Annotated in this window: 25 protein-coding genes; 12 read left to right on the top strand and 13 right to left on the bottom strand. The window is 54.5% G+C overall.

All coding sequences use genetic code 11. From position 1 onward, the window contains the following. The first annotated feature begins 64 nt into the window (after positions 1 to 64). The 3 genes from C7434_RS02535 (at position 65) to ltaE (ending at position 3,933) form a co-directional block, all read left to right on the top strand. Positions 65 to 964 carry a lysine exporter LysO family protein gene (locus tag C7434_RS02535; protein WP_033737650.1) on the top strand — a complete coding sequence of 300 codons (900 nt, stop codon included), beginning with the start codon at positions 65 to 67 and terminating at the stop codon, positions 962 to 964. Between the two features lie 123 nt (positions 965 to 1,087). After that, the gene (gene poxB / locus C7434_RS02530) at positions 1,088 to 2,809 is read left to right on the top strand and encodes a ubiquinone-dependent pyruvate dehydrogenase (RefSeq protein WP_033737651.1); all 1,722 of its coding nucleotides are present in this window, start codon (positions 1,088 to 1,090) and stop codon (positions 2,807 to 2,809) included. Between the two features lie 62 nt (positions 2,810 to 2,871). Next, complete coding sequence (gene ltaE, locus C7434_RS02525) at positions 2,872 to 3,933, top strand: low-specificity L-threonine aldolase (RefSeq protein ID WP_050504721.1); 1,062 nt, start codon at positions 2,872 to 2,874, stop codon at positions 3,931 to 3,933. A gap of 27 nt (positions 3,934 to 3,960) precedes the next feature. Here ltaE and C7434_RS02520 read toward each other — a convergent pair whose 3' ends face one another. Continuing rightward, complete coding sequence (locus C7434_RS02520) at positions 3,961 to 4,785, bottom strand: N-acetylmuramoyl-L-alanine amidase (RefSeq protein ID WP_033737652.1); 825 nt, start codon at positions 4,783 to 4,785, stop codon at positions 3,961 to 3,963. Beyond that, the gene (locus tag C7434_RS02515; protein WP_133745108.1) at positions 4,782 to 5,102 is read right to left on the bottom strand and encodes a heavy metal-binding domain-containing protein; all 321 of its coding nucleotides are present in this window, start codon (positions 5,100 to 5,102) and stop codon (positions 4,782 to 4,784) included. Before C7434_RS02515 ends, C7434_RS02520 begins: the two co-directional genes overlap by 4 nt. A gap of 105 nt (positions 5,103 to 5,207) precedes the next feature. Between C7434_RS02515 and C7434_RS02510 the strand changes: the two genes are divergently transcribed. From C7434_RS02510 to C7434_RS02485, 6 genes are all read left to right on the top strand, one after another. Next, positions 5,208 to 5,747, top strand: a complete 540-nt coding sequence (locus C7434_RS02510) for a lipoprotein (RefSeq protein WP_033737654.1) — start codon at positions 5,208 to 5,210, stop codon at positions 5,745 to 5,747. A 222-nt stretch (positions 5,748 to 5,969) separates the two neighbouring features. Beyond that, the gene (gene artP / locus C7434_RS02505; protein ID WP_110267732.1) at positions 5,970 to 6,698 is read left to right on the top strand and encodes an arginine ABC transporter ATP-binding protein ArtP; all 729 of its coding nucleotides are present in this window, start codon (positions 5,970 to 5,972) and stop codon (positions 6,696 to 6,698) included. A 15-nt stretch (positions 6,699 to 6,713) separates the two neighbouring features. Continuing rightward, positions 6,714 to 7,445: an arginine ABC transporter substrate-binding protein gene (gene artJ / locus C7434_RS02500; protein WP_033737655.1), complete on the top strand. Its 732-nt coding sequence runs from the start codon at positions 6,714 to 6,716 to the stop codon at positions 7,443 to 7,445. A 6-nt stretch (positions 7,446 to 7,451) separates the two neighbouring features. Continuing rightward, positions 7,452 to 8,168: an arginine ABC transporter permease ArtQ gene (gene artQ / locus C7434_RS02495; RefSeq protein WP_033737656.1), complete on the top strand. Its 717-nt coding sequence runs from the start codon at positions 7,452 to 7,454 to the stop codon at positions 8,166 to 8,168. Beyond that, positions 8,168 to 8,836 carry an arginine ABC transporter permease ArtM gene (gene artM, locus C7434_RS02490; RefSeq protein WP_039341365.1) on the top strand — a complete coding sequence of 223 codons (669 nt, stop codon included), beginning with the start codon at positions 8,168 to 8,170 and terminating at the stop codon, positions 8,834 to 8,836. Before artQ ends, artM begins: the two co-directional genes overlap by 1 nt. A gap of 117 nt (positions 8,837 to 8,953) precedes the next feature. Beyond that, complete coding sequence (locus C7434_RS02485; RefSeq protein ID WP_033737657.1) at positions 8,954 to 9,685, top strand: arginine ABC transporter substrate-binding protein; 732 nt, start codon at positions 8,954 to 8,956, stop codon at positions 9,683 to 9,685. Between the two features lie 60 nt (positions 9,686 to 9,745). On the opposite strand, the gene rlmC is transcribed toward C7434_RS02485, so the two are convergent. From rlmC to C7434_RS02435, 10 genes are all read right to left on the bottom strand, one after another. Beyond that, on the bottom strand, positions 9,746 to 10,891 hold the full coding sequence (rlmC, locus tag C7434_RS02480; protein WP_033737658.1) for a 23S rRNA (uracil(747)-C(5))-methyltransferase RlmC: 1,146 nt from the start codon (positions 10,889 to 10,891) through the stop codon (positions 9,746 to 9,748). A gap of 48 nt (positions 10,892 to 10,939) precedes the next feature. Beyond that, the gene (locus C7434_RS02475; protein ID WP_033737659.1) at positions 10,940 to 11,407 is read right to left on the bottom strand and encodes a YbjO family protein; all 468 of its coding nucleotides are present in this window, start codon (positions 11,405 to 11,407) and stop codon (positions 10,940 to 10,942) included. 73 nt (positions 11,408 to 11,480) lie between these two features. Further along, positions 11,481 to 12,326 (bottom strand): putrescine ABC transporter permease PotI, encoded by an 846-nt coding sequence (gene potI / locus C7434_RS02470; protein ID WP_033737660.1) that lies wholly within the window; start codon positions 12,324 to 12,326, stop codon positions 11,481 to 11,483. After that, entirely contained in the window at positions 12,323 to 13,285 is a 963-nt protein-coding gene (potH, locus tag C7434_RS02465) for a putrescine ABC transporter permease PotH (RefSeq protein ID WP_039341374.1), read from the bottom strand. Before potH ends, potI begins: the two co-directional genes overlap by 4 nt. Before the next feature lie 9 nt (positions 13,286 to 13,294). Then, a complete protein-coding gene (gene potG / locus C7434_RS02460) occupies positions 13,295 to 14,428 on the bottom strand; it encodes a putrescine ABC transporter ATP-binding subunit PotG (protein WP_033737661.1) in 1,134 nt (377 codons plus the stop codon). 110 nt (positions 14,429 to 14,538) lie between these two features. Then, positions 14,539 to 15,648 carry a spermidine/putrescine ABC transporter substrate-binding protein PotF gene (gene potF / locus C7434_RS02455; protein WP_033737662.1) on the bottom strand — a complete coding sequence of 370 codons (1,110 nt, stop codon included), beginning with the start codon at positions 15,646 to 15,648 and terminating at the stop codon, positions 14,539 to 14,541. A gap of 490 nt (positions 15,649 to 16,138) precedes the next feature. After that, positions 16,139 to 16,618 carry a YbjN domain-containing protein gene (locus tag C7434_RS02450; RefSeq protein ID WP_033737663.1) on the bottom strand — a complete coding sequence of 160 codons (480 nt, stop codon included), beginning with the start codon at positions 16,616 to 16,618 and terminating at the stop codon, positions 16,139 to 16,141. Positions 16,619 to 16,704: 86 nt separating this feature from the next. Then, on the bottom strand, positions 16,705 to 17,607 hold the full coding sequence (gene rimK / locus C7434_RS02445; RefSeq protein ID WP_033737664.1) for a 30S ribosomal protein S6--L-glutamate ligase: 903 nt from the start codon (positions 17,605 to 17,607) through the stop codon (positions 16,705 to 16,707). 22 nt (positions 17,608 to 17,629) lie between these two features. Beyond that, entirely contained in the window at positions 17,630 to 18,352 is a 723-nt protein-coding gene (gene nfsA / locus C7434_RS02440; RefSeq protein WP_033737665.1) for an oxygen-insensitive NADPH nitroreductase, read from the bottom strand. A gap of 16 nt (positions 18,353 to 18,368) precedes the next feature. Further along, the gene (locus tag C7434_RS02435) at positions 18,369 to 18,623 is read right to left on the bottom strand and encodes a DUF1418 family protein (protein ID WP_033737666.1); all 255 of its coding nucleotides are present in this window, start codon (positions 18,621 to 18,623) and stop codon (positions 18,369 to 18,371) included. Positions 18,624 to 18,859: 236 nt separating this feature from the next. On the opposite strand from C7434_RS02435, the gene C7434_RS02430 reads away from it, so the two are divergent. After that, positions 18,860 to 19,123: a GrxA family glutaredoxin gene (locus C7434_RS02430; protein ID WP_033737667.1), complete on the top strand. Its 264-nt coding sequence runs from the start codon at positions 18,860 to 18,862 to the stop codon at positions 19,121 to 19,123. Positions 19,124 to 19,228: 105 nt separating this feature from the next. Here the strand turns inward: C7434_RS02430 and ybjM are convergent, their stop codons facing one another. Further along, a complete protein-coding gene (gene ybjM, locus C7434_RS02425; protein ID WP_033737668.1) occupies positions 19,229 to 19,594 on the bottom strand; it encodes an inner membrane protein YbjM in 366 nt (121 codons plus the stop codon). A 254-nt stretch (positions 19,595 to 19,848) separates the two neighbouring features. On the opposite strand from ybjM, the gene C7434_RS02420 reads away from it, so the two are divergent. Together C7434_RS02420 and ybjG are read left to right on the top strand one after the other, a co-directional pair. Next, positions 19,849 to 21,537, top strand: a complete 1,689-nt coding sequence (locus C7434_RS02420) for an aspartate:alanine antiporter (RefSeq protein WP_033737775.1) — start codon at positions 19,849 to 19,851, stop codon at positions 21,535 to 21,537. A 367-nt stretch (positions 21,538 to 21,904) separates the two neighbouring features. Continuing rightward, positions 21,905 to 22,510, top strand: coding sequence for an undecaprenyl-diphosphate phosphatase (gene ybjG / locus C7434_RS02415; RefSeq protein WP_033737669.1), 606 nt, complete (start codon positions 21,905 to 21,907; stop codon positions 22,508 to 22,510). Positions 22,511 to 22,583: the final 73 nt, after the last annotated feature.

Raw genomic sequence — 22,583 nt, 5'->3', positions numbered from 1 at the left:
GGTTTACTCCCCTGTGCTTTTTCGTTAGCGTAGCGTCAATTTTAACATGGACGATCTTTTCATTATGTATTCAGGACTGTTACTGATTCTACTCCCGCTCTTCGCTGGCTGGCTGTTACCCGTCCGGCAGGCCAGGTTTCTTAAGGCGGTAAATCGTCTGCTGGGCTGGATGGTCTACGTCATTCTGTTTTTTATGGGCATCAGCCTGGCTTTTCTGGACAACCTCAGCAGCAATCTGATCACCGTTTTTTATACGGCATCCGTCGCTGCGGGCTGTATTTTACTGTGCAACCTGCTGGCATTGCGCTGGCTGGAACAGCGGATGCCCTGGCAACATCATCATAAACAGCAAAAACTGCCGTCACGTTTACATATGGCGCTGGAATCGCTGACGTTGTGCGGCGTCGTAGTCCTCGGCTTTGCGCTGGGCCTTACGCAATGGCCCTGGCTGCACCATGCATCCGCAGCCAGTGAATATGCCTTGATCTTCCTGCTCTTGCTGGTCGGTATTCAACTGCGCGGCAGCGGTATGACGCTGCGTCAGATTATCCTGAATCGCCGGGGGATGACGATTGCCTGTGTCGTCCTGCTGAGTGGCTTACTGGGCGGCATTATAGCGGCGCTGATACTGGGGCTCCCCCTTAAAACCGGCCTGGCACTCGCCAGTGGCTTTGGCTGGTATTCCCTTTCCGGCATTCTGATGACAGAAGCCTTTGGGCCAGTGATCGGCAGTGCCGCGTTTTTTAATGACCTGCTGCGAGAGCTTATCGCCATTATGCTGATTCCCGCGCTGATCGCCCGCCACCGCAGCAGCGCGCTGGGCTTGTGCGGCGCGACGTCAATGGATTTTACCCTGCCCGTTTTACAACGTGCAGGCGGTACCGATATTGTGCCGGCGGCGATCGTGCATGGATTTATTATGAGCCTGGCCGCGCCCGTGCTTATTGCGCTGTTCTCAGCCTGAGCGCGAAATTCAACTTTTGATGCAATTTTTTACGGTAGAGTTGAATGACTCTCGTCTACGCTTCTTGGTAGCTGTTTAATTCTGCCCTCCCCGGGATGGCAACGAATGACCAAGGAGATGAAGATGAAACAAACCGTCGCGGCGCTGGTGGCCAAAACGCTGGAAAACGCCGGTGTAAAACGTATTTGGGGCGTCACAGGTGACTCGTTAAACGGACTCACTGACAGTCTGAACAAAATGGGCACCATTGAGTGGATGCCTACCCGCCATGAAGAAGTGGCAGCTTTTGCTGCGGGTGCGGAAGCGCATGCCAGTGGCACGCTTGCGGTCTGCGCGGGTTCATGTGGGCCAGGTAACCTGCATCTGATTAACGGGCTGTTCGACTGCCACCGCAATCGCGTTCCGGTACTGGCCATTGCCGCCCACATCCCCTCCAGTGAGATCGGCAGCGGTTACTTCCAGGAAACGCATCCACAAGAGTTGTTTCGCGAGTGCAGTCACTATTGCGAACTGGTCTCCAATCCCGAGCAGTTGCCCCAGGTATTGGGCATTGCCATGCGCAAAGCGATTCTGAACCGTGGGGTTTCCGTGGTGGTGCTGCCGGGCGATGTGGCGCTGCAACCCGCTCCCGATGCTGCGCGTGCAGAGTGGTATCCACCGCAGCTACCCGTCGTGTTGCCGTCTGCCGATGAACTGGCGACCCTGACACAAACACTGAATGACGCCCGCAATATTACGCTGATGTGCGGCAGCGGCTGTGCCGGTGCGCATGAGGAAGTGGTGCAACTGGCGGCAACGCTGAAAGCCCCTGTTGTGCATGCGTTGCGCGGCAAAGAGCATATCGAATATGACAACCCGTACGATGTGGGCATGACCGGGCTAATCGGTTTCTCCTCGGGTTATCATGCCATGATGAATGCGGATACGCTGGTGCTGTTAGGTACTCAGTTCCCCTATCGCGCCTTCTATCCTGAGAAAGCCAACATCATTCAAATCGATATTAATCCCGGCAGTCTGGGATCGCACTGTCATGTCGACCAGGCGTACGTCGGTGATGTCAAAACGACGCTGCGCGCGTTGCTGCCGAAGCTGCAGGTGAAAACCGATCAGCATCATCTCGACAGTGCGCTGAAACACTACGCGGAAGCGCGTAAGGATTTGGATGCGCTGGCCACCGCGAACGACAGGCAGCCCATTCACCCGCAGTATCTGGCTCAGCAAATCAGTGAACTGGCTGACGAAGATGCTATTTTTACCTGCGATGTGGGCACGCCGACCGTGTGGGCGGCGCGTTATCTGAAGATGAACGGCAAGCGTCGCCTGCTCGGATCGTTTAATCACGGTTCGATGGCGAACGCCATGCCACAGGCGATGGGTGCACAGTCGCTTAACCGGGACCGTCAGGTCGTGGCGCTCTGTGGCGATGGTGGATTCAGCATGCTGATGGGTGATTTTCTGACCGTCGCACAGCTGAAATTGCCTGTCAAACTGGTCATTTTTAACAACAGTTCGCTGGGGTTTGTCGCCATGGAAATGAAAGCGGGCGGCTACCTGACTGACGGGACGGATCTGCATAATCCTGACTTTGCGGCCATTGCCGAGGCCTGCGGCGTGAAAGGTATTCGGGTTGAAAAAGCGTCAGAACTCAATGGCGCACTGGAACAGGCCTTTGCCCATGACGGCCCGGTGCTGGTGGATGTGATCACCGCGAAGGAAGAGCTGGCTATGCCGCCGGAGATCAAGCTGGAACAGGCCAAAGGATTCAGCCTCTATATGCTCCGTGCCATCATCAATGGGCGGGGTGACGAAGTGCTGGAGCTGGCAAAAACCAACTGGCTACGGTAAAACAGAGTGCTCTTGCGGGCGGGTTCTCTGCCCGCCTGTTTTCCGCAGACCAGGAGCGCCCGATGATCGATTTACGCAGTGATACCGTCACCCGTCCCGGCAGCGCGATGTTACAGGCGATGATGGCCGCTGAAACCGGTGATGACGTCTATCGCGATGATCCCACCGTCAATGCACTGGAAGCCGAAGCCGCACGTCTGAGTGGTAAAGCGGCAGCGCTGTTTTTCCCTACCGGCACGCAGGCGAACCTGGTGGCCCTGCTCAGCCACTGCGAACGCGGCGAAGAGTATATTGTGGGCCAGCAGGCGCACAATTATAAATATGAAGCCGGCGGCGCGGCGGTGATGGGCAGTATCCAGCCCCAACCCATTCTCGCAGCAGCAGACGGCAGTTTGCCGCTGGATGTCGTGGCAGACGTTATTAAACCCGACGACATCCATTTTGCCCGCACCCGGCTGCTGAGCCTGGAAAATACCCATCATGGGAAAGTGTTACCCGCTGCCTACCTGGAGCAGGCCTGGCATTTTACCCGAGCACATAAACTGGCGCTGCATATCGACGGCGCTCGCATTTTCAATGCGGTCGTCGCACAGCAAACCACGCTGGAAAACATTGCCCGCTATTGCGATACCTTGACCATTTGTCTGTCGAAGGGCCTGGGCGCGCCGGTAGGCTCGCTACTTTGCGGCGAGGCAGCCTATATCGAACGTGCACGCCGCTGGCGCAAAATGGCCGGCGGAGGCATGCGCCAGGCCGGTATTCTGGCGGCGGCGGGCCTGTATGCGCTGCAACACAACGTTACGCGTTTGCAAACGGACCACGACAACGCCGCCTGGCTGGGACAGGAACTGCAAAAGATGGGGATTGACGTCGCTGAGCAGCAGACGAATATGCTGTTCGTGCGCATCCCGGTCGATCAGGTTACGGCGCTGGGCCAGTGGATGCATGCGCACAACGTCCTGATGAGTGTGGGCCCGGTAACACGGATTGTGACCCATCTGGATGCTGAGCGTCCCGCGCTTGAAACGGTGCTCGGCCACTGGCGGGCCTTCCTGGCACAGCACCGTCCTGATGCGGCATCGGATGCGGTGAACCTGCCCGCCTCGCCTTACGCAGGCCGCTGACCTCGCTACAGCGCCGTGATCGAGGGATTATTGCGCTGTGCCGTATTTCTCCAGCAGGGCCTGCGCTATCGCCAGGGTTTCGGCATCCGCGAAGCCCTGAATATTTGCAGAACGAAAATGCATCTGAAAGGCGGCAATCAGTTTCTGTTGCTCGTCCGCGCTCATTCCTTCCGTTACCTGATAACCATAACGCTGCAAGCACTCCAGCAGGGTTACGGCTGGCACAGCGGCGTAACGATCGCGTCCGGCCAGATAAAACGCCACGCGTTGTGGATCGGGCCACGCGCCAATGCCTTCAGCGGCCAGTTGCTGCCAGGGAAACAGCGGGCCGGGATCCTGCTTACGCTGCGGCGCGATATCGCTGTGGCCCACAATATTTTCCGGTGCGATGCCATAGCGCTGCGTTATATCGCGTACCAGCGCCGCCAGGGTGCGAATCTGCGCAGGGGGAAACGGTTGCCACGTCACTCCGGCCGGCGTCCGGCGGTAGCCGTTGTTCACCAGTTCGATGCCCACCGAGGTGTCGTTAATACGGGTTGCGCCGCGCCAGAAGCTGGCGCCGGCATGCCAGGCCAGATCCTGCTCCGGTACCAGTTGCCAGATAATGCCTTTACCGTTGCGCTGCGGTGGCTGGCGGGGAATAAGATAATGCACGCTGACGTCACGGTCAGTCAGCGTAGCCAGCGAGGAGGAGAAATCCTCGGCGGTATAGTGAATCACCACCACCTTCACGCGCGGACGCGCGCCCTGTGCGGGATGGCGCAAATCAACCCAGTAGCCCGATCGTGATTCAATGCCTGAGTGGCAGCCCGCCAGCAGCAGCGCCATCAGACAGCACAGGAGGCGTTTCAACGAATAACAACCGCCGTGCCGCTGACGCTAACCATCAGCATGCTGCTGTCTTTCCCTACGGTTTCATAGTCAATATCAATGCCCACCACCGCGTTCGCCCCTAGCGATCTGGCCTGCTCTTCCAGCTCTTTAAACGCGATCTCGCGCGCTTTACGCAACTCTTTCTCATAAGCGCCCGAGCGGCCGCCCACAATATCGCGAATCCCGGCGAAAAAATCGCGGAATATATTGGCCCCCAGAATCGCTTCACCGGTGACTACGCCGCAGTATTCCATGATGCTGTGTCCTTCCAGCGTCGGGGTTGTTGACAATTTCATCGTACTCTCCTGTTACCGAAACGGGTCAAAGGCTCTTTCACCTAAAAGCAGGGCTATACTCTATGTTAAAAAAGCACCTTGCCAGAGAACAATAAGGAAATCGAGATGAGAAACAAAGGTTTTGCGCTTTTGCTCCCGGCTGCGCTGCTGCTGAGTGCCTGTACGACGGTCGAGCCGGTAATCAAGGATAATGGCCCGCGCATGGCCCCCTGCGTGGAAGGTGGCCCGGACACCGTCGCCCAGCGTTTTTACGACATGCGTATCGAGCATCCTTCATCCGGCCTGCCTGATACCGCGACGCTGGCACAGTATCGCCCTTACCTGAGCGATGGACTTTATCAGGCGCTGCTGCAAACCAGCCAACGTCCTGATGCGGCGACGTGGCGCAACGGCGATCTCTTCTCCAGCCTGGCTCAGGGGCCAACCGGGGTTGACGTTGCCGATGCTTCCACGATTCCTAACCGGGATGCCCGTAACATTCCCCTGCGCGTGAAAATGAGCCGCGGTGACAAACAGTGGCAGGACGAAGTGCTGATGATTCATCAGGGCAGTTGCTGGGTCGTCGATGATGTCCGCTATGTGGCAGATATCCCGCATCCTGGCGGAGGATCGCTTAGCCAGCTGCTTGAAAAAACAAAGAAATAAACGCTTTTCGACATCAGCAGATAAAAACGCCGGCGGCCAGGCCGTGCGTTTTTATCCCGCGCCACCTCCGGTTCCCCGTCTTCTCACCGCCTTGTCTCGCGATATCTTGTGCTAATCTTTTGTGTGTTTACCGCTTATTCGTAAATTTTAAGCCACCTTAATTGCATAACTATTTTGGTGACGTTAAAATCCGCAAAACTAATAGCTATTCAAAATTGGCGCATGAGTATTCAACTAAACGCGATTAATTGTTTCTACGGTGCTCACCAGGCGCTGTTTGACATTAACCTGGAATGTCCGCAGGGCGAAACGCTGGTGCTGCTTGGCCCAAGCGGCGCAGGAAAAAGTTCGCTGTTGCGCGTGCTGAATCTGCTTGAGCGCCCACGCTCAGGCCAGTTGCACATTGCAGGTAATGATTTCGACTTCAGCAAAACCCCTTCAGAGGCCGCGATACGCGAGCTTCGTCAGAATGTCGGGATGGTCTTCCAGCAATATAATCTCTGGCCGCACCTGACGGTGCTGCAAAACCTGATGGAAGCCCCCTGCCGTGTACTGGGCCTGAGCAAGGCCGACGCACGCGCCAGAGCCGACAAGCTCCTCGATCGTCTGCGCCTGACCAGCTATAGCGACCGTTTCCCCCTGCACCTTTCTGGCGGGCAACAGCAACGCGTAGCCATTGCCCGTGCGCTGATGATGGAGCCGCAGGTGCTGTTATTTGATGAACCCACTGCCGCGCTCGACCCTGAAATCACCGCCCAGATCGTCAGTATTATCCGCGAACTGGCTCAGACGCAGATTACACAGGTTATCGTGACGCACGAAGTGGACGTGGCCCGTAAAACGGCCAGCCGTGTGGTTTATATGGAAAACGGGCATATCGTGGAACAGGGTGATGCCAGCCGCTTTACACAGCCGCAAACCGAGGCGTTTGCACATTATCTTTCGCACTAAGTCAGGATGCTAAAAATGAAAAAAGTCGTACTTGCTGCACTGCTTGCCGGATTGAGTTTAAGCGCCTCCGCCGCTGAAACTATTCGTATTGCCACCGAGGCCTCCTATCCTCCGTTTGAATTTGTCGATGCCAACAACAAAATTCAGGGCTTCGACGTCGATCTGGCGAATGCGCTGTGTAAAGAGATGGATGCAACCTGTACCTTTACCAACCAGTCTTTTGACAGCCTGATCCCAAGCCTGAAATTCCGCCGTTTCGATGCCGTTATGGCCGGTATGGACATTACGCCTGAGCGCGAAAAGCAGGTGCTGTTCAGCAAGCCTTACTACGATAACTCTGCGATTTTCGTGGCGCAGAAAGGCAAAGTGGCCAGTGTTGACGCGCTGAAAGGTAAACGTGTAGGCGTGCAAAACGGCACCACACATCAGAAATACCTGGCCGACAAACACAGTGACATCACCGTTGTCCCTTATGACAGCTATCAGAATGCCGTGCTTGACCTGAAAAATGGCCGTATTGATGCGGTCTTTGGCGACAGCGCCGTGGTAAACGAGTGGCTGAAACAAAACGCGAATCTGGCCCCGGTGGGTGAGAAAGTCACGGATAAAGCCTACTTTGGCACCGGCCTGGGCATCGCCGTTCGTCAGGGCAATACCGAGCTGCAAGGCAAGTTCAACACCGCGCTTGATAAAATCAAGGCCAATGGTACTTACAAAACCATCTACAACAAATGGTTTCAGCAGTAATCTCTGATGAATGAAATAATTCCGCTTGCAAGCGCTGCCGGCATGACCGTCGGCCTTGCTGTTTGTGCCCTCATCGCTGGCCTTGTGCTGGCGATGATTTTTGCTGGCTGGGAGTCAATGCGGCTGCGTCCGCTCGCCTGGGCAGGCACCGCACTGGTCACCCTGATTCGCGGCCTGCCAGAGATTCTGGTAGTGCTGTTTATCTACTTTGGTGCCTCGCAACTGCTTTTAACGCTGTCTGACGGTTTTACGCTACATTTCGGTCTGTTCAGCGTACCGGTTAAGATGCAGATCGAAAATTTTGATGTCAGCCCGTTCCTGTGCGGCGTGATTGCACTGGCTATGCTTTACGCCGCCTATGCGTCACAAACGCTGCGCGGTGCGTTAAAAGCCGTGCCGGTCGGTCAATGGGAATCGGGCCAGGCGCTGGGCATGAGGAGGTCGGCGATCTTTTTCCGCCTCATCATGCCGCAGATGTGGCGTCATGCGCTGCCCGGTCTGGGTAACCAGTGGCTGGTCTTGCTGAAGGACACTGCGCTGGTGTCGCTTATCAGCGTTAACGACCTGATGTTGCAAACCAAAAGCATCGCTACGCGTACGCAGGAACCCTTTACCTGGTTCCTGATTGCGGCGGCCATTTACCTGGTGATTACGCTGTTTAGCCAGGCAGTGCTGCGTCGTATTGAACACCGTACGACCCGTTTTGAACGGGGGAACAGCTGATGCTGCAATATTTACCCGAACTGTTGAAAGGGCTTCATACCAGCCTGACACTGACTGCGGCATCGCTGGTGGTCGCGCTGTGTCTGTCGCTGATGTTTACCATCGCACTGACCCTGAAAACACCGCTGTTTTCGCCCCTGATTAAAGGATTTATCACCCTGTTTACCGGCACCCCGCTGCTGGTGCAGATTTTCCTGATCTACTACGGGCCCGGTCAGTTTCCCAGCCTGCAAAAACTGCCGTGGCTGTGGCATCTGCTGTCACAACCCTGGTTGTGTGCCATGCTGGCGTTGTCGCTGAACAGTGCTGCCTATACCACGCAGCTGTTTTACGGTGCGGTGCGGGCGATACCTGCCGGTCAGTGGCAGTCCTGCGAGGCGCTGGGCATGACGCCCAGACATAGCCTGCGCATTTTGCTGCCTTATGCGTTTAAGCGTGCACTCTCCTCTTACTCCAATGAAGTCGTGTTGGTCTTTAAGGGCACCTCGCTGGCGTTTACGATTACGCTGATGGAAGTCATGGGACACGGTCAGTTACTGTATGGCCGGACCTACGATGTCACGGTTTATGCGGCTGCGGGACTGATTTACCTGTGCGTTAACGGCCTGCTTACCCTTCTGATGCGCCTGATCGAAAAACGCGCTCTGGCCTTCGAGCGTCGCGACTGATCTTCAGGCAGGGAAACCTGCCTGAGTAATTTTTCAGTCACATTTATTGCATAAAAATTCATTATCTGGCATCTTACTCCGCTGTATGTTATGTGACTGATGGCCAGGGAGCCTGTAATGAAAAAATGGATGATTGCTGCAGTACTGGTAAGCCTGGCGGTAAGCGCGCAGGCCGCTGAGAAAATTCGTTTCGCCACCTCTGCTACCTATCCCCCTTTTGAATCGCTGAACAGCGACAACCAGATTGTCGGCTTTGATATTGATCTGGCAAAGGCCCTTTGCCAGCAGATGAAAGCGGAATGCTCGTTTACCAATACGGCATTTGACAGCCTGATCCCCTCGCTGAAGTTTCGCCGATATGATGCCGTCATTGCCGGCATGGACATCACGGCCGAGCGCAGCAAACAGGTCGATTTCACCCAACCTTATTATGCCAACTCGGCGATTGTGATTGCCCCGAAAGGCAAATTCAGCGCGATAAGTGACCTGAACGGTAAACGTGTAGGCGTCGAAAACGGCACCACGCACCAGAAATACCTACAGGACAAACATCCGGACATCAAGGTGGTGGCTTATGACAGCTATCAGAATGCCATTCTGGATATGAAAAGCGGCCGTCTTGACGGCGTGTTTGGCGACAGCGCGGTGGTCAATCAGTGGTTAAAAACCAACAGCGATCTGGCCAGTGTGGGTGAGCATGTGACGGACGCCGATTATTTTGGGACCGGCTTAGGCATTGCGGTACGCAAAGGTAACGACGGCCTGCGTGAGAAACTTAACCAGGCACTGGCGGCACTTAAAGCCAACGGCACCTGGCAGAAAATCAACCAGCAATGGTTTCCTGAATAAGGTTTATGGGCCAGCCGCGTACTCTGCTGACCGGTTCTGCACTGTCCTCAGTTCAGCAGCTTACCTGGCTGGCCCGCCCTGACGTTGATGCGTCAACAGCGTCAGCACCTCATAATGCGCGGTGTGCGGGAACATATCAAACAGCTGGACCTGCGTTACCCTGTAGTCACTGAGCCGGGCGATATCCTGCGCCATGGTCTGTGCATTACAGCTTGAATAAAGTACATAATCCGGTGCCATCGCACGGAGATACTCACACAACTCACGGCCAATCCCCCGACGCGGTGGATTGACCAGCACCAGCTGCGGCACCGCTTCGCGTCCCAATGCAAACGCGGTGGAATCCAGCGCGGCAAAACTGACATTATCCAGGCCCAGCATAGCGGCAGAGCGTTCTGCACAGCGAATCGCTTCGGCGCTGATTTCAATCCCGGTAAGCTGCAGGGACGGCGACGCGCAATGCAGGCCAAATCCGCCCACCCCGCAGAACAGATCCCACATGCTGGTTACCGGGAGCGCACGGACCCAGTCGCGCGCCGTGGCATACAGCGCACTGGCGACCTGAGGATTGGTCTGGAAAAAACTCTGAGGGCGGATCCACAAGGGCACCCCATTGAACGTTTCTGCCAGCGACTGGGTCGGCGTTAACGGAATCTCCTCCTCCCCTTCCAGAATGGCCATATGAACCGGCTGGATATTGGCGGAGATCACCGTCAGTTGCGGCAGCTGTTGCTGAAGCCAGGGCAGCGCAGCTCGCAGTTGTGCCAGCTTCGTGTGCGAGCGCAGAACAAAGCGCAGCATCATGCCGCCCTGCGTGCTTTCCGTCAGCAGCAGATACTTCAGCTCACCGCGCTGGCGTTCAATGTTGTATGGCGTTAACCCCGCGCGCGCGATAAACGGTTTTAAGGTTGCCAGCACTGGTGAAAAACGGTCAGGGTAAAGCGGACAGTCCGACAGATCGACGGCCTCGCCGTTGCGCTGCACGATGCCAAAAACAGGCCGCTCTACACTTCCACTGACCACCATCTTCGCTTTATTACGAAACCCTTCCTGGGCCGAGGCGACCGGCGGCAGCCAGGTTGCAACCGGAACATCAGCCAGCAGTTGGGCCAGCAGAGACTGTTTTTCATCAAGCTGCTGTGAATAGGGTTTTTCGAGCCACTGGCATGAGCGGCAGCGGTTAGCGTCATAGAGCGCGCATTGCATGGTAAAGCCTGTATTGCCTGTCGGGAGGGTGAGCGGAGCGCGATTGTATCACCGCTTGCGAAAAAATGCGCGGCTACTGGCGGGCAGAAACAACAGCAGGAATACCGCCAGGTCGGGCAGTTTTTGCTGCAAGGTGTGGTGAATGATCTGCAGATTACTTTCGCCGTCAATACTGAAAATTTCCGGATAGATCCCGCCCGTGGAGGCCATCAGCATGTAGCACAACACCACAATCTGCACCACGACAAATCCCCAGCGCCCGCGATTGCTCCCGCGCATCAGGGTAAAGGCACAGCGCAGCTCAAATAAAAAAATGATCTGACTGGCAATGAAAATCAACGTGGAATCCCAGGACTGCGCACTGCGATGGAGAAAGTTGATGATTTCGGTATAGCCCAGCGCGTTCACCAGCATCAGCACGCTGAGGCAGCGCGTGGCAATAATGGCGATGCCGGCCACCGTAACGGGCACCGGCGCATCCGGTAAAACAGAACTGTGCTTCAGGGTTTCCGACATGTCCTCGACTCCGCCACGCGATAAAAAGGCTGGATAAACCAGCCTTTATCTATATTGGCAAACGTCAGGCATTTCAGCCACGTTTAGCTTTCTGAATATCGCTTAAACGCTGTTTTTCTTCATGCGCCATCACGCGCCAGGCGATAAAACCGACAATGCCCACGACAAACAGGATGAGTGACGCCAGGGCGTTAATCTCCGGATTGACCCCACGACGCACCGTGGCAAAAATCGCCATCGGCAACGTTGTCGCGCCCGGCCCGGTGACAAAGCTGGCAATCACCAGATCGTCCAGCGATAAGGTAAAGGCCAGCAGCCAGCCGGTGACGATAGCGGGTGCAATCATCGGCACCGTAATCACGAAAAACACCTTCAACGGCGTTGCGCCCAGATCCATCGCCGCCTCTTCAATGGAACGGTCCAGCTCACGCAGGCGCGAGTTAATCACCACCGCCACGTAGGCTGTACAGAAGGTCACGTGCGCCAGCCAGATGGTCAGCGTGCCGCGTTCGGTTGGCCAGCCCAGCGCATTACCGAGCCCCACAAAGAGCAGTAACAGCGACAGACCGGTAATCACATCCGGCATCACCAGCGGTGCGGTCAGCATAAAGGCAAAGCCGTTATGCCCACGAAAACGCCCAAAGCGCACGATAATTACCGCCGCCATCGTGCCCAGCACCACCGCCATGGTGGCAGAAAGCGCGGCGATGGTCAGGCTCAGCACCACCGCATCGATCATGGCATCGTCCTGGAACAACACCTTATACCAGTGGAAGGAGAAACCTTCCCACACCGTCACCAGCTGCGAGCTGTTGAAGGAGTAAACCACCAGCAGCAGCATCGGCGCGTAGAGAAATAAAAAGCAGCAGGCCAGGATGACTGTGCGCCAGGGAGAGCGGATCGTTGGCAGATTGTTCATCCCTTCTCTCCCATTTCGCGGTTTTGGTGTTTGTGGAACCAGATAATCGGCAAAATCAAAATCAGTAAGATGATCACCGCCAGTGCCGACGCCACCGGCCAGTCACGGTTGTTAAAGAACTCCTGCCACAGAATGCGGCCAATCATGATACTGTCCGGGCCGCCCAGCAGCTCAGGGATCACGTACTCGCCGACCGCCGGAATAAACACCAGCATGGATCCGGCAATGATGCCGCCTTTGGTCAGCGGCACAATCACGCTAAAGAAGGTTTTCAGCGGACGCGCGCCCAGGTCCAGCGAGGCTTCCACCAGCGAATAATCAATGCGCGTCAGCGCGGTATAGATCGGCAGCACCATAAACGGCAGATAGCAGTAGACGATGCCAATGTACACCGCCGTGTTGGTATACAGGATGATCAGCGGATGATCGATCACCCCCAGCCACAGCAGGAAACGATTAAGAATACCGTTATTGTTCAGCAGCCCCATCCACGCATAAACCCGCACCAGAAACGATGTCCATGAGGGCAGAATCACCAGCAGCAGCAGGATGGATCGCATTGAAGGCTTACTGTGCGCGACCGCCCACGCCAGCGGATAACCTATCAGCAGGCAAATCACCGTCGAGATAGCGGCCACTTTTAATGACTGCAGATAGGCGTCAATGTAGAGCGGATCGTCGCTGAGCGTGACGTAGTTGCCCAGATTGAGCACCAGGCTCAGCTGATCGTCAGCCCAGTTAACCAGTTCGGTATAGGGCGGAATGGCGCGCGCAATGTCGGCAAAACTGATCTTAAGCACGATCAGGAAAGGCAGCAGAAAGAACAGCGTCAGCCATATGTAAGGTAAGGCAATGACCAGCTTGCGCCCGTGCTGCATTTTGACGCGCGTTGCCCAGCGCTGCAGCGGCGTGCCCAGCAGTTTGGCAGGGGCTTTAGTGCGTTGAAAAATCTGGCTCATCCCGCCTCCTTAAACCGTCAACACCACGCAGCTGTCGCTGTCCCAGCACAGGCGGACTTCATCGCCCCATGTCGGTAGCCCTTTGCGGTAGCGATGTTCATTTTGCAACTGGGCGCTCAGCATCTGACCGCTGTGCAGGCGCACGTGATAAATGGACAGATCGCCCAGGTAGGCAATATGGACCACTTCACCGACGGCAAAGTTACAGCCATCCGCCGGCACCGTTTCGCACAGCATCACTTTTTCCGGGCGCAGCGCAACATGTACCGGCACGTTATCGACCACCGACACGTCCGAATCGACTTTAAGCGGATGTTTCAGGCCCGGGCTGTCAATCACCAGGCCATCTGCCTGACGCTCACGCAGCAGACCTTCAAACACATTGACCGAACCGATAAATTCCGCGCTGTAGCGGCTGGTCGGATGCTCATAAATCTCCTCCGGCTCGCCGATCTGCACAAATTTGCCCCGGTTCATGATAGCGATGCGCCCCGCCATCGTCATGGCTTCTTCCTGATCATGCGTCACCATCACGCAGGTTGCCCCCACCCGTTCCAGGATATCCACCACTTCCAGCTGCATCCGATCGCGCAGCTTTTTATCGAGCGCGCCCATTGGCTCATCCAACAGCAGCAGTTTTGGCCGTTTTGCCAGGCTGCGCGCCAGCGCCACGCGCTGACGCTGACCGCCCGAAAGTTGATGGGGTTTGCGCTTAGCAAACTCCTGCATATGTACCAGCGATAACATTTCTTCGACACGGCTGGTAATTTCGCCTTTAGCCAGCTTGTCCTGTTTCAGCCCGAACGCAATGTTCTGCTCCACCGTCATGTGGGGAAACAGCGCGTAACTCTGAAACATCATATTAATGGGACGCTGATAGGGCGCGACATGCGACAGATCGTGTCCATCCAGCACAATCTGCCCGCTGGTGGGCTGTTCAAAGCCTGCCAGCATGCGGAGTAAGGTCGATTTACCACAGCCGGATGCGCCGAGCAGGGCAAAAATTTCGCCTTTATAAATAGTCAGGCTGACATCGTCCACGGCATGCTGGCCGTCAAAGGATTTTGTCAGATTACGAATTTCCAGTAACGGCGTTAACGCTTTTGCCGTTTTAGTCTGCGGGCGTGGGATGGCATCGTTCACTCATATCTCTCCGGAGCCAGGCGGAACAACGCGGCAAACAGTGCCGCTAAAAATGGCACAACAGAGGCCGGGACTGCGCCTCTGTTGCTGTAGCAGGACATGCCGTTTCGTTACTTACCGCTTTTAACCTTAGTCCATGCACGCGTGCGCACACGATCCAGTTTCGGATCCTGTACCTTCAGTACAAACAATTTGGCCATGGCATCCGGCGTAGGGTAAATGCCCGGATTGTTGCGGATATCGGCATTAATCAGCGGCAGAGACGCTTTATTGCCGTTGGCATAATTCATTTTGTTGGACACGTCAGCAATAACTTTCGGATCCATGATGTAGTTCAGCCAGGTGTAAGCCGCGTCCACATCTTTGGCATCTTTAGGAATCGCCATCATATCAAAGAACGCCAGTGCGCCCTCTTTCGGTACGCTGTAGCCAATGTTGACGCCGTTCTTCGCTTTTTCCGCGCGATTTTTTGCCTGAAGAATATCGCCGGACCAGCCGATCGCCACACAGATGTTGCCGTTGGCCAGATCGTTAATGTATTGCGACGAGTGGAAGTAACGAATATTTGGACGCAGCTTCAGCAGCAGATCGGTCGCGGCGCCGGAATAATCCTTAGGATCGCTGCTGTTCGGATCTTTGCCGAGGTAGTTCAGCACGGTCGCGAAAATTTCTTCAGGTGCATCCAGGAACGAGACGCCACAGCTTTTCAGTTTTTCCAGGTTCTCAGGTTTCAGCACCAGATCCCAGCTGTTGACCGGCGCATCTGCACCCAGTGCGGCTTTGACTTTTTCAACGTTGTAGCCAATGCCGGTGGTGCCCCACAAATACGGAATGGCATATTTATTACCCGGATCGTGCTGGGCAACCTTCTCCATCAACGCCGGATCAAGATTTTTATAGTTGGGCAGTTTGCTTTTATCCAGCGGCTGGAACACGCCAGACTGCAGCTGACGCGCCAGGAAGCTGGACGAAGGCACCACCACATCGTAGCCGGTGCTGCCGGCCATCAGTTTGCCTTCCAGCACTTCGTTGGAATCAAACACGTCATAAACCACTTTAATGCCGGTCTGCTTTTCAAAGTTCGGCACGGTATCGGGCGAAATATAATCCGACCAGTTATAAACGTGCAGCGTTTTATCTTCCGCCATGGTACTGGCTGAAGCAGCCATCAGCACCCCAGCAACCACACCTGACAACCATTTTTTACGTTGGTTGAACATGTTTTTAATCCTCCTGAGCGGGTTATAACAACGCTGCACATCAGTGATCCGACATTGCGTTTTTATGATTTAAAAATCAGTGACACAATGAATCATTATTCAGTGGACGTTTAATAGTAAAAATCTATAGCAGCACGGTATTCCTGCGGTTAGTGCCGCACCGCAAGCATAGCCGCCCCGTTCGGGGTTAACCATACCTCAGCGTAAAAAACGCCTGAACGTAATATTTTATGCATGTTTAAGCTATGAGGTTCGGCTTTTACGGCATAAAGAACGTCATAAATCTGGCAATTAAGGGCTTAATGCAGAATAAAACATTACGGTTACAAAATAATCTACCTCCTTCACAATTGATAACATTGAGAATATTTGACGCTGAAGGGAAAAAACGCTTATGACGCGTGCGGCAGGAAAGCCTGTGCCAGGGACAGGCAGCGTGACAGGCATAAAAAAGCCGTCCTGGCAGACGGCTTAATCACGGCGGTGCGGATCAGTGAAGAACGGAATGCATGCTGCTGGTGGCAACATGCTCTTCATCTTCACCCATCATCAGCAGGTTGTTGGCGAAGGCTTCCATGATGACCATGGAAATTTCTTCTTCGCTCTGCTTCATGAAATGCGAAAACTGGCCGAAGGTTAATCCGGCTGTGATCATCATCGACTGGCACACAATCAGCTTCGGCAGATTGTCATCCTGAATATCGATAAACGCTTTCACCGTTAACGAACTGGCGTTAATTTGCGACAGGTCACCCACCAGCGGAATTAACGCCGTCGGCTTCACTTCCGCCAGTGCTGAAAACAGAATGACGTTGTCTACCAGGTCGATTTTAGCGTCAAACACCCCGTCGAAGTTTTGCATATGCGGCAAATGCAGCGCCTGACAAGCATCACATTCAAACCAAGTGATATTTTGCTGATCCAGCCAACGACGCAGCAGGTCGATATCCGGAACGACAAGAGAATCCATTGTAAAATCCCATGGGGTGATAAATAAGCGACTTAGCTTACGGAAAAATGTGGTGAGTTTCCATGAAAACCACTGAAAAGCGCGGGTCAACCTGCGGTTTTAGGACGGTGCCCGGGGGTAGCGTACCGCTCAATATGATCGATCATCATACCTGCAATGTTAAGACCACTTGTAGTTTCAATACCTTCCAGACCGGGTGAGGCATTCACTTCCATCACCAGTGGACCGCGATTTGAACGCAGAATATCTACACCCGCGACATCCAGCCCCAACACCGCCGCCGCTTTAACGGCCATCAGACGTTCCTGCTCACTGATGTCAACGATGCGGGCTTTACCGCCCCGGTGCAAATTCGAACGAAAATCGCCCTCTTTTGCCTGACGCTCAATCGCCGCCACGACCCGGTCGCCAATCACCAGACAGCGTACATCGCATCCGCGCGCTTCCTGAATAAACTCCTGCACCAAAATATGCGCATTCAGTCCACGAAACGCATCGATGACACTTTCAGCCGCCTGGCGGGTTTCCGCCAGAACCACGCCGATGCCCTGCGTGCCCTCGACGAGCTTTACCACCAGCGGCGCACCGCCCACCATGGCGATCAGGTCCTGTGTATCATCGGGCGACGAGGCGAACCCGGTCACCGGCATGTCGATGCCATCACGGGCGAGCAGTTGCAGGGAACGCAGTTTGTCCCGGGCACGCGTGACCGCAGCGGACTCATTGAGTGGATAGCTGCCGCACATCTCAAACTGGCGCAGCACCGCCGTGCCATAGAAGGTGATTCCGGTACCGATACGGGGAATCACGGCATCGAAGTGACCCAGCAACTCGCCACGGTAATGGATACCGGGCGAGGCAGAATTGATGTTCATGTAGCAGGAAAGAGGATCAATGATTTGTACAAAATGACCACGCTGTTCGGCGACTTCACGTAAACGGCGGCAGGAATAGAGCGATCCATCGCGTGACAGAATAGCCATTTTCATCAATTAAAATCCTTGGGTTGTATTAGCGTGTTGCCCAGCCCTGCTGATGCAGGTAGTCCAGCATAAACGGGCGCGTTTCTTTAATAATCAGGCGCTGAATCAACTGACTCCAGGTTTCGCTGCGCTGGTTGCTGTCGCGTTGTTCGTAATAGATCGCCGTCCGGTTATCGTAATCAGCCAGCACGGCCGGATCCACTGGTTGATAGCGATTTTCATGCACTAACATGGCCTGGGGAATACGCGGCTTCACATCCGGCACCGATTCGGGATAGCCCAGACAAAAACCAAACAGCGGCAGGACAAATTTTGGCAGCCCCAGCAGTTCTGTTACCTGAGCGATATTGTTACGGATGCCACCAATAAAAACGCCGCCCAGCCCCAGCGACTCTGCTGCAACCATGGCATTTTGCGCCATCAGCGCCGTATCGACACAGCCCAGCAGCAGTTGTTCTGCGCGGCCCAGCTGCGCATCAGGACAAATTTGCAGATGACGATTAAAGTCAGCACAAAATACCCAAAACTCAGCGGCTTCCCCTACCCATGTCTGTCCGCCTGTTAATGTCACCAGCTGCTCACGCATGGCCGGATCGGTGATACGGATGATGGATGAGCACTGCAAAAAGCTGGACGTGGACGCCGATTGCGCCGCAGCAATAATCGCTTCGCGCTGTTCAGCGCTTACCGGCTGGTCAGTGAACGCGCGAATTGAACGGTGGCTGCACAGTAAATCGATTGTCGGTGTCATAAAGTCTCCAGCTGATTTATCTTTTTTTGTCGGAAAGGTTGAACAACTGCGGCGCAAGCGCTTTCGCACTGCGCCACATCAGGAGCCAGGCGGCAGGCAACATTAGCAGAATGCCGATGATAAACAGCGCGGTAGCCAGCCCGGGTGTAGCCAGGCGGCCCGGCAGGCCAGGGAACCAGTGATTCACAACCAGCAATGCACAGGCAATCAGTAATCCACCCAGCGCTTCCATCACCAGCAGTGCTTTCGGCAATTTAGCGACGTTTTGCATGCGTTTCTCCTGCCTCAAGGCCAATCGCCCCCCAATTATGGTTAACATCCGCAAATTTGCACATCAGAGGTGTCGGGATTGTTCCGCTCTGCCGACGTGCGACGGATTCATCGGGGACGGGCATTAGACTAACAGGTAATTCCTGCTTTCTTTAAGCGCAACGAGCGGGCATCATAAGCGGCTTTTCTGACGTGATTCCGTGTCACTCACACGACGTCCCTTGCAAGGAGTTTTCGATGATTGCTGTTATTTTTGGTCGTCCCGGCTGCCCGTACTGCGTTCGCGCAAAAGAACTGGCTGATAAACTGCAAGCTGAGCGTGATGATTTCAACTATCAATATGTAGATATTCAGGCGGAAGGCATTACTAAAGCGGATTTAGAGGCCAGTGCGGGGAAACCGGTCAGCACCGTGCCGCAAATTTTCCTGGATGAGCAGCATATTGGTGGTTATACCGAGTTTGCCGCATGGACGAAAGAGAATCTGGGCTTCGTGGCCTGATTTCGCTCACCCGGTCAGCGCGCTGACCTCACGGGTGAGTTCTTCGTTGCCTGCATCAGATACCGTTCGCAGAGTGCCGGGTCTCTGATGCAGGCCGTTCCGGCCTTACTGTCTGATTGCCACAATCAGCTTCATCAGTCTGACGATTAATGCGCCGCATCCTGCCCAGAACATCCCGCTCAGGCTCCAGACCATAATATAGTCCCAGCGTGCCGGCACAGCGAAAATACCGTGCAGCAACAGCGCCGCCAGCAAGGTGCCAACAGAAGCCATGATCAACGTACTTTTCAGCGGTGCCGAGTGCTGCATAAACGCCATCAATCCACCCGGCAGTAAAAAAAGCAACAATGCAGGCTGACTGTGCAACGCATGTTTATCCAGGGCACAAAAATCCTGGGCAAAAATAAACACCAGACAATAAAGCAGACCTCCTGACAGACAGGTCGCCCAAAAATAATAACGCTGCGGCATAACTCCCCACTCATTTAAAACACGCCAAAACATCGCTTTTGACCTTGATGAGCCTGGTGGAAATAAAAATAAACAGTCGTTTTGTGTACGAATGAAAGTCGCCAATGGCTGAGAAAGTATTTTCTGATTAGAATATTACCCGCGTTATCCGCGCAGTCATTATGGATGACGTAACGGCACGCTTACGGTCTGGACAAGATAGCGAAAAACAGACCACTCTTCAATACGTTACACGTAAACAAGAAGTTAAAATGTTGAATGTTAACATCGCAGAATTGTTAAGAAGTAATGACATTTTGTTATTATTTTTCGTACTGGCGTTGGGACTTTGTTTAGGAAAATTACGGTTTGGCTCCGTCCAGCTCGGAAATTCCATTGGCGTATTAGTCGTTTCGTTATTATTAGGCCAGCAACACTTCTCGATGAATACCGATGCCCTGAGCCTGGGCTTTATGCTGTTTATTTTTTGTGTCGGCATTGAAGCCGGCCCTAACTTTTTCTCTATTTTCTTTCGGGACGGGAAAAATTATTTCATGCTGGCCATTGTCATGGTCGCCAGTGCTCTGCTGCTGGCGCTGGGCTTTGGCAAGCTTTTCGGCTGGGACATCGGTCTCACCGCCGGTGTTCTGGCGGGTTCGATGACGTCGACGCCAGTCCTGGTGGGCGCGGGCGATACGCTGCGTCAGAGCATTAGCGACCCCAGGCAGTTAGGCATCATGCAGGATCAACTCAGTCTGGGCTATGCCGTTACCTATCTGGTGGGGCTGGTCAGCCTGATTTTCGGTGCACGTTACCTGCCACGTCTGCAGCATCAGGATCTGTCCACCTGTGCTCAACAGATTGCGCGTGAGCGCGGTCTTGATGCCGACAGTCAGCGTAAGGTTTTTCTGCCCGTTATCCGCGCCTATCGCGTGGGCCCGGAGCTGGTGGAATGGAGCGGCGGTAAGAATCTGCGCGAGCTGGGCATCTATCGCCAGACGGGCTGCTATATCGAACGTATCCGACGCAACGGTATTCTCGCCAGCCCCGATGGCGATGCTGTGCTCCAGCTGGGCGATGACATTTCGCTGGTGGGCTACCCGGATGCGCACGCGCGCCTGGATCCCAGTTTCCGCAACGGGAAAGAAGTCTTTGATCGCGATTTGCTCGACATGCGAATCGTGACCGAGGAGATTGTGGTTAAAAATCACAATGCCGTGAACAAGCGGCTGAGCAAACTTAACCTGACCGATCACGGCTGCTTTTTAAACCGCGTCATTCGCAGTCAGATAGAAATGCCTATCGACGACAATATTATGCTGAACAAAGGCGATGTGTTGCAGGTCAGCGGGGAAGCCCGCCGGGTGAAAAGCGTCGCCGATCGCATCGGCTTTATTGCTATTCACAGCCAGATGACCGACTTACTGGCTTTCTGCGCCTTTTTTATCATCGGCCTGATGACAGGACTGATCACGTTCCAGTTCAGCAACTTCAGTTTTGGCATCGGTAACGCGGCCGGGCTGTTATTTGCCGGTATCATGCTGGGCTTCCTGCGGGCTAATCATCCTACCTTTGGCTATATTCCGCAGGGTGCGCTGACGATGGTCAAAGAGTTTGGTCTGATGGTGTTTATGGCAGGGGTTGGCCTGAGTGCTGGCAGTGGAATCGATCACGGTATTTCCAGTAACGGGGCGCTGATGCTGTTGTGCGGCCTGCTGGTCAGCCTGCTGCCGGTGGTGATTTGCTACCTGTTTGGTGCCTATATACTGCGCATGAACCGGGCACTGCTGTTTGGGGCGATTATGGGTGCCCGCACCTGCGCGCCAGCCATGGAAATTATCAGTGATACCGCGCGCAGCAATATTCCGGCTTTAGGCTATGCCGGCACCTATGCTATTGCCAACGTCCTGCTGACGCTGGCCGGCACGCTAATCGTCATTATCTGGCCGTTATTGCCCTTATAAAATTTTTTTACTGACGTCCAGAACTTTTTATTTTGATCACAGTCTGAATAAGTGCCACTGCTTTTCTTTGAAATCCCCAAATTGTGGAGCCCGCTGGTCTTTTTCCCGGCGGGTTTTTTTATGTCTGCTTTTCTCCCGTCCTATTTAACACAAAAAAGTCATAAAAGTTAAACCGCGTTGCAACCTCTGTGCAGATTAAGAACCTTGTGATGGACTCGCCGGGCATCTGGATTCAGGATAGCTGACTTAATTTGTTAGCAATGTGTGCTGGCAGATGCGACAGACTCCATCCGGTTTGACCTGCTTGTCAGGCTTTTTTTGGATCGAGAAAATCTGAACATCAGTAAAACGAGGAACCGTTCACGTAATGGAAGAATTAAACCGTACCCTGTTCACGGCGATTAACGCGACGCCCGACTCACCTCACTGGTTACTGCAGCTTGCCACGTTTATTGCCAGAGACGTCATTGCCATCGTGCCACTTTTGATTGTGGCGTTGTGGTTATGGGGTCCGCGCGATCAGGTTGCGTCACAGCGTGTGCTGGTGCTGAAAACCGGCATCGCGCTGCTTTACGCACTGGCGATATCCTGGTGCGTTGGTCAACTGTTACCGCATCCGCGGCCTTTCGCCATTGGTTTCGGTTATCAGTTTCTTCATCACGCACCTGACGACTCGTATCCGAGCGATCATGGCACCACCATTTTTACTTTTGCGCTGGCCTTTCTCTTCTGGCACCGCCTCTGGTCAGGCGTCATCCTGATGGTCGTAGGTACCGCAATCGCCTGGTCACGTATTTATTTGGGCGTGCACTGGCCAATGGATATGCTGGGCGGCTTGCTGGTAGGTATGCTGGGTTGTCTGGCGTCGCATCTTGCCTGGCAGCTTTATGGTGAACGCCTGTTAAATGTTCTTAACCCCGCTTACCGACTGCTGTTTGCGCTACCGATTCGTAAAGGCTGGACGCAGAGTTAATCTTTTGCTGATGTCGGCGCAAACGTACGTGGATTTCAGGGCCGAACGGGCCGCCTGCCGTAAAAAAGGGACG

The organism is Pantoea sp. PNA 14-12 (assembly GCF_004364735.1).
Lineage (GTDB): Bacteria > Pseudomonadota > Gammaproteobacteria > Enterobacterales > Enterobacteriaceae > Pantoea > Pantoea stewartii.
This window is presented reverse-complemented; position numbering and strand designations above follow the sequence as displayed.